The sequence below is a fragment of the Paraburkholderia metrosideri genome (assembly GCF_904848625.1).
GTDB classification, from domain to species: domain Bacteria; phylum Pseudomonadota; class Gammaproteobacteria; order Burkholderiales; family Burkholderiaceae; genus Paraburkholderia; species Paraburkholderia metrosideri.
Map to the genome: position 1 here is coordinate 378,597 of NZ_CAJHCP010000004.1, position 15,736 is coordinate 394,332.

Consider the following 15,736-nt stretch of genomic DNA (forward strand, 5'->3'; position numbering starts at 1 on the left):
GCATCGCGTCCCCCCTCTCGACGTGTCGCCGCTCTATGGCAGTTCCACGGCACGGGCAACGGCCCTCGGTGAACTCAATGAATCTCCGGCTCGCCCGGCTTGTCCTCGTAGGATGACGCGGAGACCGACGCAGGACGCGCGCCGCCTCGTTGCAGAAAATCGAAGTCGCAGCCCTGATCGGCCTGCATCACATGCACCTGATGGAGCGCCCCATAGCCGCGCGTGAAGCGCGGCGCGGGCTTGACCCACGCGGCCTTGCGGCGGTCCAGTTCGGCGTCGGACACCAGCACGTTGAGCTTGCGGCGCGGCACGTCGAGCTCAATCAGGTCGCCGCTCTGAACCAGCGCAAACGGCCCGCCGACAAACGATTCCGGCGCGACGTGCAACACGCACGCGCCATAACTCGTACCGCTCATGCGTGCATCCGAGATCCGCACCATATCGCGCACCCCTTTCTGCAGCAACTTCCGCGGTATCGGTAATTGCCCCCACTCGGGCATCCCCGGCGCGCCCACCGGACCCGCATGCTGAAGCACGATCACACAGCTTTCGTCGATGTCGAGCGCTTCGTCGTCGATCCGCGCGGCCATGTCGTTGTAGTCGCTAAACACCACCGCGCGGCCCGTGTGCACGAGCAGGTGCGGTTCAGCCGCGCCGGGTTTGATCACGGCGCCATTGGGCGCGATATTGCCGCGTAGGACCGCGAGGCTGCTGTCGGGCAACAGCGGTTTGTCGCGGCGGCGAATCACGTCGTCGTTAAAAATCCTCGCGCCTTCGAGGTTCTCGCCGAGCGTATGACCGTTGACGGTTCTCTGCGAGCGGTCGATCAAATCACCCAATTCCGCGAGCATGGCACGCAACCCGCCCGCATAGAAAAAGTCCTCCATCAGATACGCGCCCGTGGGACGGATGTTGGCGAGCACGGGTGTGCGGCGCGAGATTTCGTCGTAACGGTCGAGCGTCAACTCGACGCCCGCGCGCCGAGCCAACGCGATCATATGAACAATTGCATTGGTCGAACCGGACAACGCGAGACACGTGGTCACCGCGTTGTCCACCGCGCCCGCCGTGATCAGGTCCGACGGCTTGAGATCCTCCCACACCATCTCGACGATCCGCATGCCGGTTTTCGCCGCCATCTGCGCGTGACGCGAATCCGCGGCGGGGATCGAGGCGAAACCAGGCAACGTGAAGCCGAGCGCTTCGGCGGCGCTCGTCATCGTCGACGCCGTGCCCATCGTCATGCAGTGTCCCGGCGAACGCGCGATGCCGCCCTCGATGCCCTGCCAGTCCTCCTGGGTGATCTTCCCGGCGCGCAATTCGGCCCAGTACTTCCACGAATCGGAACCGGAGCCGAGCGTCACGCCATTCCAGTTGCCGCGCAACATCGGGCCCGCGGGCAGAAAGATCGCGGGCAGATCCATCGAGATCGCGCCCATCAGCAAACCGGGCGTGGTCTTGTCGCACCCACCCATCAACACGACGCCGTCGGCGGGATACGAGCGCAGCGTTTCCTCGGCTTCCATCGCGAGGAAATTGCGGTACAGCATGGTGGTCGGCTTCTGGAACGGCTCGGAAAGCGTCTGCACCGGCAACTCAATAGGAAAGCCGCCGGCCTGCCAGATGCCGCGCTTCACTTCCTCCACGCGCTGCTTGAAATGCGTATGACAAGCGTTGATCTCGCTCCACGTATTGAGTATCGCGATCACCGGCTTGCCCGCGTATTCGTCGCGGTTGTAGCCCATCTGCGCGGTGCGCGAACGGTGGCCGAACGAGCGCAGATCGTTCACGCCATACCAGCGGTGGCTGCGCAGTTCCTCGGGTGTCTTTCGCTTCGTCAACGTGTGCTCCACGATTGGACTGCCATGCTTCAGTGCCGGTGCCTAGCGGCGCTGTTCCTTCACACGCGACACGATTTGCGTCGGGCTGACGAACTGCAGCGCGATCAGTACCCAGATCAGCGTGATCGCCATGTAGATCATCGCCATCGCGTCGATCGATTGCGGGGCGCGCACGCCGGTTGAAAATACAGCGTAGTACAACGCGACCACGAGCGTTTGCGTCGACGGACCCGCAGTAAAAAACGTCAGCTCGAACATGCCGATGGTGCGCACGAGGACCAGCAGCCCGGCTGCGAGCATGCCGGGCACCAGTAACGGCAGCAGCACATAGCGAAAATAACGGAATGTATTCGCGCCGAAAATGCGCGCCGCCGCTTCGAGATTCGGATCGATCTGTTCGATGAACGGCGTCATCACCAGAATGACGAACGGGAGTGCGGGCACGAGATTCGCGAGAATCACACCGAACAGCGTTCCAGCGAGACCGACCTTGTACATCACGGTCGCCATCGGAATGCCATACGTCACGGGGGGCACCATCAACGGCAACAGGAACACCAGCATCGCGATGCGTTTGCCGGGAAACTGCACGCGGGCGAGCGCGTATGCGGCGGGCACGCCGAGCAGGACAGACAGCAACACCACCGCGCCGACCACTTCCATCGTGACCCACAATACGCTCGCCAACTGAAAATCGCTCCATGCCTGCACGTACCAGTGAAGCGTGAAGCCTTGCGGCAACAACGTGCCGAACCAGCGCGTCGCGACCGAATTGACCGCGACGGTCGCGATCAACAGCACGACGTTGACGAGGAAGAACGCCATCACGCCCCACACCAGCGCCTTCCAGATGCGGCCAGCCGCGCTGGTGCGCTGCCTGAAGCGTTTGACCGGTTCGCGCGCACCGTCGTCTTTCGACTTCGACGACGCGGACCACGCAGGCTGTGCCGTACGATGATCGGTTGTCATCAGCCTTTGCCTCCACTTGCCGGGCCGCTATAGAAGAAACGACGCGCGCCGAGCAGCGCAGCGACGATCAGCAGTTGCACAAAGCCCATCACCATCGCGATGGCCGACGCCAGAGAATAATCGTAGCTTTCAAACGCGGCTTCGGCGGCGGCGATCGACATCACGCGGGTGGGACCGGCCGGCGCGCCAAGCAGCACCGCCGACGGAAACACCGAGAACGCCTGCACGAACGACAGACACGCCGCCATCGTCAAGCCAGGCACCAGCAGCGGCAGATAGATGCGGCGAAACTGCTGCCACGGATTCGCACCGAGCGTGGCCGCCGCGCTCGCGAGCGTGGGGTCGATCCCGGTCACGTACGACAGCGTCAACAGAAACGCGAACGGAAAACCCGACACGATCAGCGAGATCAGCACGCCCCAGTAGTTGTGCGTGAGCCGCACCTCATCGGTATAGAGATGCAAGCCGTGCAACGCCTGTGGAAACCAGCCGTTCGGACCGAAGTAGGTCAGCATGCCGTCGGCGATCAGCACGGTGCCGAGCGTCACGGGAATCACCAGCAAGGTCGTGACGAGCTTCTGATACGGCGAATGACGGCGCAGCACGAACGCCACCGGCACCGACACGCCGACGTTGATCAGCGTGGCCGGCACCGCGAGTTTTAGCGTGACGAAGATGGTCGGCCACATCGACGTATCGGTGAAAAACGTCAGATAGTTGGCCCACAGGCCGCCACCGTTCATCGGCTGAAACGACAGCACCAGGCCGTACGCGAACGGATAGATAAAGACCGCGACGATGAAGAGGAACGCTGGCGCGACGAGCCATGCTTTGGCGTCGCGCGGGGCGAGCGGCGGAGATAGCGTGCGCGAGTTCATGCGGCGTGCGCAGCGAGTGCGGCGTGGGCGGCGGTGTCGGCCTCGGCGTCGTAGACCAGCACGCGCGACGGCTGCACGCGCAGGCGAATGTGCTCGCCTTCGATATAGTCCCCCGCTACCCGCGCCCACACGTCGCCAAATGCGGTCTTCACACGTAACAGCGAATCGTGTCCGCCGTATTCGACCATGCTGACGTGCGCGTCGAACGCGTTCTCCGAACCGGGCGCGGCGCGCTCCATATCTTCGGGACGTAGTGCGACATACACGCGTTTGCTGTTGAAGCCCGCCATCGGTGTGCCGGTCAGACGAACGCCGTTTGCGCTCACCGCGACGCCCTCTCCCTGCGTGCCCTCAAGCGTAAATTCCGCGACGTTGCGATAACCCATGAAACGCGCAACATGCAGATTGCGCGGCCGCGTATAAACCTCTTGCGGCGACCCAACCTGCTGCACCACGCCCTCTTTCATCACGACGATACGATCCGCCATCGACAGCGCTTCATCCTGATCGTGAGTCACATAGAGCGTCGCCCGTTCGAGCTGGCTATGAATGCGGCGAATTTCCGCGCGCATTTCGATGCGCAGTTTCGTATCGAGATTCGACAGCGGTTCGTCCATCAGAATGAGCGGCGGTTCGATCACGATGGCCCGCGCAATCGCCACGCGCTGCTGCTGTCCACCGGACAGTTGTCCTGGCAGCTTGTGCTCATGCCCGATCAGTTGCACGAGTTGCAAAGCTTCACGCGCGCGCCGCATGATGTCGCTCTTCGCGACGCCGCGCATCTTCAAGCCGAAGCCGACGTTATCCAGCACGCTCATATGCGGAAACAGCGCGTAGTTCTGAAACACCATGCCGAAGCCGCGCTTTTCGGGCGGCAGCACATCGATGCGCTTCTCGTCGAGCCAGATGCCGCCGCCGCTCAACGGCTGCAATCCGGCGATGCAATTGAGCGCCGTCGATTTACCGCAACCGGAGGGTCCCAGCAACGCAATGAACTCGCCACGCTGGATCGTCAGATCGAGTTCCTGCAGCGCCGCGACCGCCTGGCCTTGCGCATTCGTGAAACTGCGGCTCACCGAATCGAGTCGCAACTGTTCAAAGCGATGCTTCATGGCGGTTTCCTGAAACGCGTGACAGGTCAGGCGCTGCAACACAATGGCCACGGCATGCCGTGGCCCGCACGCAGGCTATTTGGTCTTCTGTGCGCCGACCTCGGTGTCCCACTTCTTGAAAGCCGCGACCATCGCGGTCGCATTCAACGGCAACGCATGCGGACGATCAGCCAGCAGCTTTGCGTATTCCGGCCGGCCGTATTTCTTCAGCACGTCCTGGCTGTGCGCGGGCGCCTGATCGACGGTGACGCCCTTGATTGCCGGTCCGGGATAGAAATAGCCGTCGTCATAGGTCAACGCCTGCTGCGCCGGCTCCAGCATGAAGTTCATCAGCTTGTAGATCACGTCGAGCTTTTCTTTCGGCACGCCCTTCGGAATGACCATATAGTGCGCGTCGTTCACCCACGTCATGTTGTCGAACGCCTGCACGCGGAACTCCGCCGGCACGATGCCGAGTGCACGCGGATTGATGTCCCAGCCCGTCACCGTGACGGTCATGTCGCGTGTGCCCTCGCCGAGTTCTTTCATTACCGCCGACGTGCCGCCTGGATAGTAAGGAATGCAGTCGTTCAACTGTTTGAGGAAGGCCCAGGTTTTGTCCCAGCCATGCACCGGGTCTTGCGGATCTTTATCGCCGAGCACGTACGGCAAGCCCATCAGGAACGTGCGGCCCGGACCGGAGTTGGCCGGCCGTGCGTAGATCAGCTTGTCAGGGTGCGCCTTGCACCATTGCAATAACTGCTCGGGTGTTTTCGGCGGATCGCTGACCTTGGCGGGGTTGTATTCGAGCAGCGGGCCAGCCGGCATATACGCAACCTCCAGCCCGTAGCCTTGCGCGAGGTCCTGCATCTTGCGCGGACCCGGCGCGTACTTGTCGAGCACGCCGGGAAATTGCGCTGCGTTGTCCGGCAGCAGCTTGATCCACAGATTCTGTTCGATGCCGGCGGCGAGCGCGTCGGTGCCGGTCAGCACCAGATCGATATCGGAGCGGCCCGCGCCCTGCATCGCCTTGATCTTGCCGGGCAATTGCGGCGCGGGTGCATTGGTGTACGTGATGTTCGCGACGAGGTTCGGGTACTTCGCCTTGAAGGCCTCGAAACCTTTTTGTGTGAGCTGAAGATTGCCGGCCACGTCGACGATATTGAGCGTGACCGGATCCGCCGCATGCGCGGCCGAAGAAAAAGCGGCACTCGCCGCGAGAACCAACGACACCAGCCTGAGCGACAACCTGTCTGAAACAGTCATTGCGTCTCCTCGCTTCTTGGTATGGAAGTCCGCCGTTCAGCCGAACTGCAGTCACGCTGCGGGCGGTGTCTTTGTACTTCTACCAATGGAACATAGCGAAGCGCGACAGCCGATGTCAAGCAAATGCTCTTATCTGCGTTTGACTCGCGAAAACCCGTGTTTTTCCGAATAGGCCTTGATGTGCAACGTTTTTCGCGTTGCACCCAAGGGCAAACCCGGAGTTATTGGAGAGATCGGAGCGCACGTTGTCTGGCAAGGTGCGCCCTGTTGCAATCAACCGCCGATGACACCTTGCGTGTTCACGTACAGCGAGTAGAGGCCATGGCTCGCCGCCATGAACAACCGGTTGCGATGACGTCCGCCCAAGCACACATTCGCGCAACGCTCGGGGAGCGCAATGTGGCCGAGCGCCTCGCCTTGCGGATTGAACACGCGTACGCCATCGAGTTCATCCGTGCCCATGCCCCAACCGCACCACAGATTGCCATGGATATCGACGCGAAAACCGTCCGGCGTACCAGGGCCGGCGTCGATCAGCACGCGATTGTTCGACAGCGTGGCGCCGTCGCTGCCGACATCGAACGCGCGGATCTTGCGCGGCTCGCCACGCGATTCGACGATGTACAGCACCGACTCGTCCGGCGAAAACGCGAGGCCGTTGGGGCCGAGCACGTCGTCGGCAACGATCGATACTTCGCCCGACTGGCCGTCGATGCGGTACACGCACGCCGTCAGCTCCGACTCCTGTTGCTCGCCTTCATAGAAGCCGGCGATACCGAAGGTGGGATCGGTAAACCAGATCGAGCCGTCTGACTTCACGATCACGTCGTTCGGCGAATTGAAGCGCTTGCCTTGATAACGATCGGCCAGCACGGTGATCGAACCGTCGTATTCGGTACGGGTGACGCGGCGGGTCAGGTGCTCACAACTGACGAGGCGCCCGTGACGGTCGCGCGTGTGGCCATTCGCGTTGTTCGACGATTGACGGAACGTGCTGACATTACCCGTCGTTTCGTCCCACCGCAGAATGCGGTCGTTTGGAATGTCGCTCCACAGCAGGTAACGACCGTCACCGAACCACACCGGCCCCTCCGACCAACGCGCGCCCTGGTAAAGGCATTCGACAGAGGCGGAGGCGAGGATCAGCGACTTGAAGCGCGGATCGAACACACGGATGGACGGATCAGGATAGCGTCGGCTGTTATCGGTCATGCTTGAGTATCGGCTTGGGATTGAGTTTCAGGTTGATGGACGGGCCCGTGCGAAGTCGCGCTCCAACGCGAGCAGCCCACGCGCGGCCTGCCCGATCTTCGCATGATGTTCGGATGGCGTCGAACTGAGCAGCGGCAGGAGCGGACCCATGTCGGCGATTGCGGAGAACGTGACGGCGTCGTGCAGCACGCGGATCAGCGAGATCTCGTCGCGCAGGGTTTCAAGCGGCATGAACGTGTCGTACAGATGTTGCGCGGTCGCGCGATCGTCACGTTTGACCGCCCGCAACAATTCCATGACGCTGCGCGGCGCGATGCAGCCCGAGCCCGTGGTCCATGCGGCCAGACCAAATTCGCGCAGGTGGACGAGCGCGGGGCGTTCGCCCATGCCCGAGATGAGTTTGCTGGCCGGCACGTGCTGCAGCAGTCGGCGCAGATAAGGATCGTTCGCGGGGTTTTCGCGCGGAATCGCGTATTTCACGGCGATCAGCGTGCCGCGTTCGATCAGCCGCGCCAGCGCGTCCACCTCCACATAGTCTTCGCTCTTGATATACAGCGTGAGCGGGATGCCCGCTGTGTCAGCAATGCGCGCAAGGCCCGTTTCGACGCCGCTGGAGGTCGTGAAGCCGCCGAGCGGCAGCACCATCGCTGTCCGGTAACGGGTTTGAGCGAGGATACGCGCCTGATCGAGCATTTTCCCGTAGTCGGGTCCGATGGCCGGGATCACGCGCGTGGAGGGACCTGTTGCGTAGGCAAGCAGGTCCAGCAACTCACGGTATTCGCTGACTGCGGTGTGGTACAGGTTGGCATTGCCGCCATACAGCAAGGTGCGCACGCCGCCGGCTTCGATATGGCGGATCAGCGTGTGATTTTCAGCGGCATTGAGCGTGTAATCGGCGTTGCGCGCCAGAGGGGGCACAGCCATGACGGAAGCACCGAACTCGTCATCGTGAAGCGGAGATTCGTTCATGATGCCTCGAGCCGGGAACGACGGCCGGTAAAGGTAGCACCGGTATTGCCATGTTGTCAAACAACTACAGGCGCATGGGCTACGATGACGAATTAAATAGGCATCTTGCTCATTCATCAACTGCGAATTGTCAATTTTGTATGACAATATAGGTGCGGATGAGGGCGCGCAGCAGCAGGTATCGATCGGACCCATTGCGTTGCCTTCAATAGTTGGGAATGCGCTCACTTCAGCGCAGCGCACTCAGCCCGTGTCAGCGGCGGCCCATTTAAAGGGATTTAAAATTAATGCTGCCAATGCAATGATGGCCACAAAAAAATTATCCAGTTCAATGTTTTGTGAATCCTGAGCGAGTCAGAAAAGGGAAATCGATAGGAATTCGTTCTTTTGCCCGCGAAAGCGCGCGTGGCGCCCTCCGGCGTGGACGCGTGCGTCGCGCAGCGAAAATTTTTTTAGTGATAAATTGCGGGACTAAAAGCGGCCATGCGAATCGCCGCCACAATTAACAGCAACGGGATGTTTGCGAGCCTGAGAGAGTCAAAATTGTCGCTACATTTTATCGAGCAGATGGCACCGCTACTGGACGCCGCCGACGAAGCGGAATGGTTCGGTGCAATCACGGGCCTTGCCGAAACATGGGGCTTCGACAGGATATTGGTCGCGATGCTGCCGCGTCCAACCATGCGCCTGGAAGACGCATACATACGCAGCACCTACGCGCCGGCGTGGCGCCAGACGTATGACAAGGACGGTATGGTTCATATCGACCCGACCGTCGAGCATTCAATGTCGCGCACGGCACCGCTGATCTGGTCGCCGGACATATTTTCGACCGACCCGCAGCAATCCATGTACGAAGAAGCGCGCTCCTATGGGCTGCGCGCCGGAGTGACGGTGCCCATTCATGGGCCGCATCAGCAGGCAGGCATGATGTGCTTCGTCAACGACAGCGCACCGACCGACGCATTTCTCCGCCACGTGAACGCTACGCTGCCGAATCTCGTGCTACTGCGCGATCTGGTGGTGGACACCAGTCAGCGTCACCTTGATACGCACGCGCAAACCTTACTGCCCAAGCTGACGCCGCGCGAACGCGAGTGCCTGAAATGGACCGCACGCGGCAAATCCACTTGGGAGATCTCCCAAATCCTGAATTGTTCGGAAGCCGTGGTGAACTTCCACATGAAGAACATTCGGACCAAATTCGGGGTGAATTCGCGGCGGGCGGCCGCCGTGATCGCCGCCCAGCTCGGGCTTATTGACCCGGGTTGAGGAAAGCTGCTGCGTCCCGGCTGTACAGCACCCGCTCTGCACGGCCCAGGTCGGCGTCGGAAACGGTCTTGGTGAAGTACAGACCGAGCAGGATCGACACCGGTGCCGGGATCTCAGCGCCCGATTCGAAGCGGCTGCCGCGCGATTGCGTGACGCCAAAGCGGGCCCAGAAGCGGCGCTGGCTTTCCTTTTTCTTCTTGCGGTAAGCGATGATCAGCACGCGATCCACCCCCGGAGATGCGTCCGCCGGGCGCGTTTGGAGGCCAGTTTGCGGTTGCCAATGATTTTCGAGAAGTTCCATTTTCGTGCCCTGTCGGTTGAGTACACTGCTGTCCCGAATTCTGCGATATCCGAAAAGCATGCACACCTATCCAGGTAGGTAGGTGGCGGATCGATTCAAAGTGCATAAGTTTTCCTGCTATTGGTCCCCCACTCGTTCAGGAGAACGGCATGCAAACTTCGATCAGGATTGGAATGCGGCAGGAATTCGACAATTCAGACATCAACGAGATGTACCGGCTGCGGGCCCGGGTGTTTCATGGGCGGCTAGGTTGGGAAATCCCGACCATTGCCGGCATGGAGATCGACGGCTACGACGCGCTCGGCCCGTATTACATGCTGATACAGAGCGAAGGCGGCAAGTTACGCGGATGTTGGCGGCTGATGCCGACAGAGGGCCCCAATATGCTGAAGGACACGTTTCCGCAGTTGCTGCATGGCGCGCAGGCACCGGTTGGCCGGCATATCTGGGAGTTGAGCCGGTTTGCGATCGAAACCAGCGGAGAAGAACAGTCGTTCGGCTTCACGGACATGACTCTCCACGCGATTCAGGAAGTCATGTTGTTCGCCAAGCGGATGGGCATCACCGACTACGTCACCGTGACGACCACACCGATTGAGCGACTGCTGCGCCGCACCGGCCTTGACATTAGCCGGCTCGGCGCGCCTTTGCAGATCGGCGTCGAGCGCGCGGTAGCGCTGAATGTGGCAGTGAGCCCGAAGACGATGACGGCGCTGTTTGGGCCGATGGCGGTTGCAGCGTAGTTACAGACGGTTTGCGGTTAGTTGCAAACAAATTCCCGTTACTTGAATGCCATTCGCCGCCATCGACATTGGAACGGGCCAATAGCGGCGGGCTGACCGTTAGTTGCGTTGAAAATGCGCGTCGGCGGGCTAAGACATCCCGTCGACGCGACCAATGCTCACACACAGGAAGCGCCAGGATACCCGGCGAGCGCGATGGGAAAACCGCGGCACCACGAGACCACCGGTTGCCGCACTACTGATTAACTGAACGAAAAATCGAAAGTCACGAGCCGAACATCCGCTCAAGCGCATTTTCCAGATGCGCGCGCATCGCCGCTGCCGCCCCCGGTGCGTCTTTGCGACGAATCGCATCGAGTACCGCCCAATGCTCGGCCTGCACCACTCGCTGACGCTCCACCGTCTTCACGAGCGACAGGTTGCGTGACAAATTCATGCTGAACAGAATCTGTTCCTCGATAAACGACATGACCGTGATGAAGAACGGATTCTTCGACGCACGCGCCACCGCAAGGTGGAACCTGAAGTCGTCCTGCGTGCCGATGCCCCGGGTTTCGATGATGTTTTCCAGTTCGTCCCACGCGTGCTGAATCGCAGCGATGTCGTCGGCATCGGCTTTAATGGCTGCCTGCTCGGCCGCGCCCGCCTCGGTCACCATGCGGAATTCGTAGCAGCGGCGAATATCCGACAGCGTTTCGAGCGGTGCGAAGCGGCGCACGTCCGGGTCGGGTCGACGCGCGACCGTCGTGCCCGAACCGTGCCGCGTCATGATGATGCCGTCTGCCCGCAGGCGTGCCAATGCTTCGCGCACAGTCGGGCGCGATGTCGCGAACCGTTCGGCCAGTGCATGCTCGGTGGGCAGGCGCTCGCCCTCCTTGTACTCGCCTTCGAGAATGCGGTTAAGGATGTCGCCGTAAATCTTCTCGGGCAGGCCCGTGGTTTTGCGCTCGTTCATCAGCAGGACTGAAATAGCTTGTCTGAATAGGGCTTGATTGTAAGGCCAACCCTATGCCGATTTCATCAGAGATATGCTCTATGGATTGCACCGCATAGTGCTGAACCCTTTGGGATCGGGCTTGCGGGCCCCACGACGTACCGCTTTAAATTTGACAAGTGTTTGATTGACCTCCTGTCGAATGCATCTTTTTCCACGATCATCTAAGCTTCGTTGGTATAAAAGATCAATGCGCCTGGTCATGAGATCGTGAAACGCGGAAAACGATAAAAACGGCCACGGCATCCGGATTTTTCAGACGCGGAGTTGATATGTACACACGCATCCTTGTAGCAGTCGACGGCAGCAACACCTCACGTCGCGCCTTTGAAGCAGCACTCGACCTGGCCAAGTCCAACAATGCAGTTCTTCAGCCGTTCTATGTCGTCGAAAACACTCCCATGTATTTTGAGGCGCCGGGCTACGACCCTTCGGTACTGCGCAACCGTCTGGTCGAACAAGGGAAGGAACTCGGCGCGGAATTCGCGAAAGCGATGATTGAGAGTGGCGTGAAGGGAGACCTGGCCGTTGGCGAAGCGTCGTCGCTCGACGATGTGTCTGCAGTCGTACTGAACGCAGCGGCCGATTTCAAGGCCGACTTGCTGGTCATGGGCACGCATGGCAGGCGCGGTTTCCAGCGCCTGATTCTCGGTAGCGTCGCCGAACGCTGCGTGCGTCAGGCGACCTTGCCGGTGTTGCTGATTCCAGCCGCCGCAGGTCAGGCATCGTCCTCAGACGCGGCAGCTGGGGCCTAACTTTCCGGATGCAACGGGCCGGTGGAAGACCGGCCCGCAGAAGCTCGAACGTCATCAATCCGGTATTGGTTCTGTTTGACCCTGCGACTGAATTGCGGCGCGATTTACGTTGCGAGACTTTCCTATATGTCCCGGCGATATCTTCCCGGCCCATTACCCGCTTTGCGCGAACGCGTGCATTTTCTTGCAGTTCAGCTTATCGCCAGCCTATATAAAATCAAATGGATAGCGACAATAATTTTCCCTTCCCGCTTCGGTTAATCAATATCCTCAATCGTCAAATCGACGATGTGATACCTGTATTGCAAAAATAATTATTCTCTCAATCGATTAATGGCCGCCGTACGCCAAGATAAATAGCCGAATTGACGCACGACGTTACACCCGGCGCAAATCTCACCTCGGCAACCTCATCAACTGATCCTTAATCCGAAAACCGCTATTACCTTTCTCGGTCAGCAATAGATCAATTCTACTGCAATTTCGTTTAAACATGATTTTCTTAACGCCTCTTTCCGCCCCTGTCATACTTTAGCTGAACTTGCGCTGGCAAGCCTCTTCGTAAGGCCGCAGCGAGCTTTAGGAGAAATCCTATATCCCGATATTCAGTCGAACGATATTCTTACTCAATCGCTGCAGAGTTTAGGACGCGAGACCAATGCAATCACCAAAATCCATCCTTAATCATGAGCAAAGCAATCAAAACCATTAGATTCATTTTAATCGCTGGCGCCTTTCAGGCAAGCCAGGCTTACGCGCAGCCAACCGCCGGCGGAGCAGCATCGTCGGAACGGGGTGTTGAATCATAGGTCACCCACAAAACGCGCGATGAAGTCAAACGGCATATAGCAGAAAGCCGTCAAAACGCCACCCACTCCGAGGCATTGAAGCGATTGTACAAAGGACACTGATCCATTTTCTAAAGTCCGATTATGGCGATAAGTGAATCCGGCTGCAGACCGGCTCTTTTTGCACCTTCTCAGTCCCGACAGCAACAGCCGTCTGGAACCTCAATCCTGAACTGCCGTGTCCGCCCAGCAGACAGAGGCTCTTCTGATCAAAATACGAGAATCAAATGAAAAAGACTCGCCGCTCCCAATTGGCCCTCCTGATCATTGCCGCCGCCGTGAGCATGGGCAGTGTTTCCGCCGCGGAGACCAAGAGTTCCAGAAATCTCCCTGACGACTTCTCCTCCATGAGCGCGGACAAGTCGGCAGAGCGCATCAACAAGACTCCCGAGCAGTTTCGCAACGAGCGCGCAACCGTCGAAAAAAATCTGAACAACTTCGACGACCTGGACTTCAATGTCTACAGTCATCAGAAGTGGGACGAAATGCATCGTAGTCATGCTGAAGACATCATCGTGCATTATCCCGACGGTACGACAACGCATGGCCTGAAAGAACACCTCGATCGGTCCAAAAAGATTTTCAGCTTCGCACCCGACACCGAGAACCCGATTCACCATATCCGAATCGGTCAAGGTCAATACACCGCGGTTACCGGTGTCTGGCGCGGCACGTTCACCAAACCGATGGTACTCGCCGACGGCAAGGTAATCGCTCCCAACGGCAAGCGCTTTGAAATCGAAATGGCAACCGTGGGCCGTTGGAACGACGCCGGCACCATGGACGAAGAATGGCTCTTTTACGATGACTACACGTTCATGAAGCAGTTGGGTTTACTCTGATTTAGAAACCTCAACCCACTCTCACGCTATCCTGAGCGGCGATCGACAGAACACTATGTTCGATCGCCGTCGCCATTATGCCGAGTAAGTTGGCCCGAAGAATCGACATCTTTTAGCCGCGAGGCCACAACCAGATAGTGGGTTAAAACGCGGCGCCTCTCTCTCCTGATCCGCACCGCTTCGATTGCAGCGCTCACCAGCCATCTAGCCCCGTGCGATGCCAACCGGCCTTGAGTCAACGTACAACAATTACGCACGTGACGGGCAGGCCTACTGAAAGATTCCCCTCGATCCTCACCTGTGCCGAGAACTTTTCCACATAAATCATGCGTTGGTGAAAAGACGGATCGAACGTGCTACCCTTTCGTCAGAAAGCGCGTAAAACATTTATCTTTGCTTGCGACATAGGTCCAGACAACAGGAGTGAGGCGCACGCGCCATCCGCTTCCGTCGGAATGGCCACCCAGAAAACGTAAAAAAACTGCCGACCGTCATCAGACCGTAGCCAATCTGAAGCGCGAAAAAGAGTGCCTTTGTCGAGGAGTTTCTCTTGCCTTGCTCAGCCTGCAGCCTGCGTAGTCGTGTCCACTCACTCCTGGTGATCAGCCTGTCACTTGCATGTTTTGCATGCGGCGACAAGCAGTCTGCTCCAGCGACTGCCGCGCCACTGATTCCCGTATTGGTCGAAACCATCTCGGCCTCGTCTGTTCCCGATGTCGTCGAATTGCCTGGCCGGATCGAGGCAGTCCGCTCAGCGGAAATTCGTGCCCGGGTCGACGGAATTGTCGAACGTACGCTTTATCAGGAAGGCACGGACCTGCCGGCAGGCGCACCGCTCTTCCAGATCGATCCCCGGGACTACCGCGCCCAATTGCAGCAGGCACAAGCCGCCCTCGCACGAACAACCGCCGTCCGCGATAACGCAGCGTCGGTCGTCGAGCGCTTCAAGCCATTGGTCGGCCGCCACGCGGTCAGTGCTCAGGAATACGATGCCGCGCTGGCGACCATGCAACAGGCGCAGGCAAACGTCGCCGATGCGCAGGCCGCTGTGACGCTCGCCCAGTTACGGCTCGATCGCTGCATCGTGCGCACGCCCATTGCCGGACGCGTCGGCCGTGCGCAAATTACCGAAGGTGCGCTCGTCAGCGCCGGAGCGGCAACGCTTCTGGCCCAGGTCAACCAGCTCACGCCGATCAACGCGGTCTTCACGCAATCGAATACCGCCATGCTCGATGTCGAGCAGCAGATTCAATCCGGCACGCGTCAGGCAATCGAGATGAAACATGTCGAGGTGCAACTGGTGCTCGCCAACGGCCAGGTATATGGCGAGCGCGGTTTCCTCGACTTCGCCGACCTGGTCGTCGACCCGTCCACCGGCACGCAGACCGTGCGGGCCCAGTTCGCCAATCCGTCGCGCACCCTGCTGCCGGGGCAGTTTGTCCGCGGCCGCATCATCACGGCGGGTAACCGGCAGGGCATCCGGATCCCCGAGCGGGCGGTGCAACTGGACAACGGTGTCGGGAGTGTGACGCTCGTCGCGGACGACGGCACCGTATTCCAGCGCAACATCGATCTGGGCGAGCAAGGTGAAGGACGGTGGACCGTCCGCGCCGGTTTGAAGCCCGGCGAGCGCGTCATTGTCGACGGCTGGCAGAAGGTTCAGCCGGGCCAGCGTGTCGACGCGCGGCCCGCTCCCGAGCCGTCTGCGCCGCCGGCGCCGACTCCGGCCTCGGCCACGCGCTGACGGGCGCCCAG

14 protein-coding genes are annotated in these 15,736 nt (G+C 59.8%); 5 read left to right on the forward strand and 9 right to left on the reverse strand.

Translation table 11 applies throughout. The features are described from left to right. Window positions 1-74: 74 nt before the first annotated feature. From araD to LMG28727_RS10355, 7 genes are all read right to left on the reverse strand, one after another. A complete protein-coding gene (araD, locus tag LMG28727_RS10325) occupies window positions 75-1,841 on the reverse strand; it encodes an L-arabinonate dehydratase (RefSeq protein ID WP_201642201.1) in 1,767 nt (588 codons plus the stop codon). 42 nt (window positions 1,842-1,883) lie between these two features. Beyond that, a complete protein-coding gene (locus LMG28727_RS10330; protein WP_201642202.1) occupies window positions 1,884-2,810 on the reverse strand; it encodes an ABC transporter permease in 927 nt (308 codons plus the stop codon). Then, window positions 2,810-3,688: an ABC transporter permease gene (locus LMG28727_RS10335; protein WP_201642203.1), complete on the reverse strand. Its 879-nt coding sequence runs from the start codon at window positions 3,686-3,688 to the stop codon at window positions 2,810-2,812. The genes LMG28727_RS10330 and LMG28727_RS10335 overlap by 1 nt, the downstream gene beginning before the upstream one ends. Then, window positions 3,685-4,800 carry an ABC transporter ATP-binding protein gene (locus tag LMG28727_RS10340; RefSeq protein WP_201642204.1) on the reverse strand — a complete coding sequence of 372 codons (1,116 nt, stop codon included), beginning with the start codon at window positions 4,798-4,800 and terminating at the stop codon, window positions 3,685-3,687. Before LMG28727_RS10340 ends, LMG28727_RS10335 begins: the two co-directional genes overlap by 4 nt. 75 nt (window positions 4,801-4,875) lie before the next feature. Then, on the reverse strand, window positions 4,876-6,045 hold the full coding sequence (locus LMG28727_RS10345) for an extracellular solute-binding protein (protein WP_201642205.1): 1,170 nt from the start codon (window positions 6,043-6,045) through the stop codon (window positions 4,876-4,878). Between the two features lie 273 nt (window positions 6,046-6,318). Beyond that, a complete protein-coding gene (locus LMG28727_RS10350; protein WP_201642206.1) occupies window positions 6,319-7,257 on the reverse strand; it encodes an SMP-30/gluconolactonase/LRE family protein in 939 nt (312 codons plus the stop codon). 27 nt (window positions 7,258-7,284) lie between these two features. Then, a complete protein-coding gene (locus LMG28727_RS10355; RefSeq protein ID WP_201642207.1) occupies window positions 7,285-8,226 on the reverse strand; it encodes a dihydrodipicolinate synthase family protein in 942 nt (313 codons plus the stop codon). A gap of 567 nt (window positions 8,227-8,793) precedes the next feature. Between LMG28727_RS10355 and LMG28727_RS10360 the strand changes: the two genes are divergently transcribed. Further along, window positions 8,794-9,498: a helix-turn-helix transcriptional regulator gene (locus tag LMG28727_RS10360; RefSeq protein WP_201642392.1), complete on the forward strand. Its 705-nt coding sequence runs from the start codon at window positions 8,794-8,796 to the stop codon at window positions 9,496-9,498. Here the strand turns inward: LMG28727_RS10360 and LMG28727_RS10365 are convergent. Next, window positions 9,482-9,799 (reverse strand): helix-turn-helix domain-containing protein, encoded by a 318-nt coding sequence (locus LMG28727_RS10365; protein WP_201642208.1) that lies wholly within the window; start codon window positions 9,797-9,799, stop codon window positions 9,482-9,484. The two genes, LMG28727_RS10360 and LMG28727_RS10365, sit on opposite strands and share 17 nt — an antisense overlap. 149 nt (window positions 9,800-9,948) lie before the next feature. On the opposite strand from LMG28727_RS10365, the gene LMG28727_RS10370 reads away from it, so the two are divergent. Further along, window positions 9,949-10,542: an acyl-homoserine-lactone synthase gene (locus LMG28727_RS10370; protein ID WP_201642209.1), complete on the forward strand. Its 594-nt coding sequence runs from the start codon at window positions 9,949-9,951 to the stop codon at window positions 10,540-10,542. A gap of 265 nt (window positions 10,543-10,807) precedes the next feature. On the opposite strand, the gene LMG28727_RS10375 is transcribed toward LMG28727_RS10370, so the two are convergent. Continuing rightward, entirely contained in the window at window positions 10,808-11,497 is a 690-nt protein-coding gene (locus LMG28727_RS10375; RefSeq protein ID WP_201642210.1) for a FadR/GntR family transcriptional regulator, read from the reverse strand. Window positions 11,498-11,808: 311 nt separating this feature from the next. On the opposite strand from LMG28727_RS10375, the gene LMG28727_RS10380 reads away from it, so the two are divergent. The 3 genes from LMG28727_RS10380 (at window position 11,809) to LMG28727_RS10390 (ending at window position 15,725) form a co-directional block, all read left to right on the forward strand. Beyond that, the gene (locus LMG28727_RS10380; protein ID WP_201642211.1) at window positions 11,809-12,291 is read left to right on the forward strand and encodes a universal stress protein; all 483 of its coding nucleotides are present in this window, start codon (window positions 11,809-11,811) and stop codon (window positions 12,289-12,291) included. 1,075 nt (window positions 12,292-13,366) lie between these two features. Then, complete coding sequence (locus LMG28727_RS10385; RefSeq protein ID WP_201642212.1) at window positions 13,367-13,981, forward strand: ester cyclase; 615 nt, start codon at window positions 13,367-13,369, stop codon at window positions 13,979-13,981. Between the two features lie 679 nt (window positions 13,982-14,660). Then, entirely contained in the window at window positions 14,661-15,725 is a 1,065-nt protein-coding gene (locus tag LMG28727_RS10390) for an efflux RND transporter periplasmic adaptor subunit (protein WP_236591694.1), read from the forward strand. Window positions 15,726-15,736 lie beyond the last annotated feature (11 nt).

Coding starts and splice junctions, on each gene's coding strand:
- LMG28727_RS10330 (WP_201642202.1), bottom strand. CDS start 2,810: ATGACAACCGATCATCGTACGGCACAGCCTGCGTGGTCCGCGTCGTCG.
- LMG28727_RS10335 (WP_201642203.1), bottom strand. CDS start 3,688: ATGAACTCGCGCACGCTATCTCCGCCGCTCGCCCCGCGCGACGCCAAA.
- LMG28727_RS10340 (WP_201642204.1), bottom strand. CDS start 4,800: ATGAAGCATCGCTTTGAACAGTTGCGACTCGATTCGGTGAGCCGCAGT.
- LMG28727_RS10345 (WP_201642205.1), bottom strand. CDS start 6,045: ATGACTGTTTCAGACAGGTTGTCGCTCAGGCTGGTGTCGTTGGTTCTC.
- LMG28727_RS10350 (WP_201642206.1), bottom strand. CDS start 7,257: ATGACCGATAACAGCCGACGCTATCCTGATCCGTCCATCCGTGTGTTC.
- LMG28727_RS10355 (WP_201642207.1), bottom strand. CDS start 8,226: ATGAACGAATCTCCGCTTCACGATGACGAGTTCGGTGCTTCCGTCATG.
- LMG28727_RS10360 (WP_201642392.1), top strand. CDS start 8,794: ATGGCACCGCTACTGGACGCCGCCGACGAAGCGGAATGGTTCGGTGCA.
- LMG28727_RS10365 (WP_201642208.1), bottom strand. CDS start 9,799: ATGGAACTTCTCGAAAATCATTGGCAACCGCAAACTGGCCTCCAAACG.
- LMG28727_RS10370 (WP_201642209.1), top strand. CDS start 9,949: ATGCAAACTTCGATCAGGATTGGAATGCGGCAGGAATTCGACAATTCA.
- LMG28727_RS10375 (WP_201642210.1), bottom strand. CDS start 11,497: ATGAACGAGCGCAAAACCACGGGCCTGCCCGAGAAGATTTACGGCGAC.
- LMG28727_RS10380 (WP_201642211.1), top strand. CDS start 11,809: ATGTACACACGCATCCTTGTAGCAGTCGACGGCAGCAACACCTCACGT.
- LMG28727_RS10385 (WP_201642212.1), top strand. CDS start 13,367: ATGAAAAAGACTCGCCGCTCCCAATTGGCCCTCCTGATCATTGCCGCC.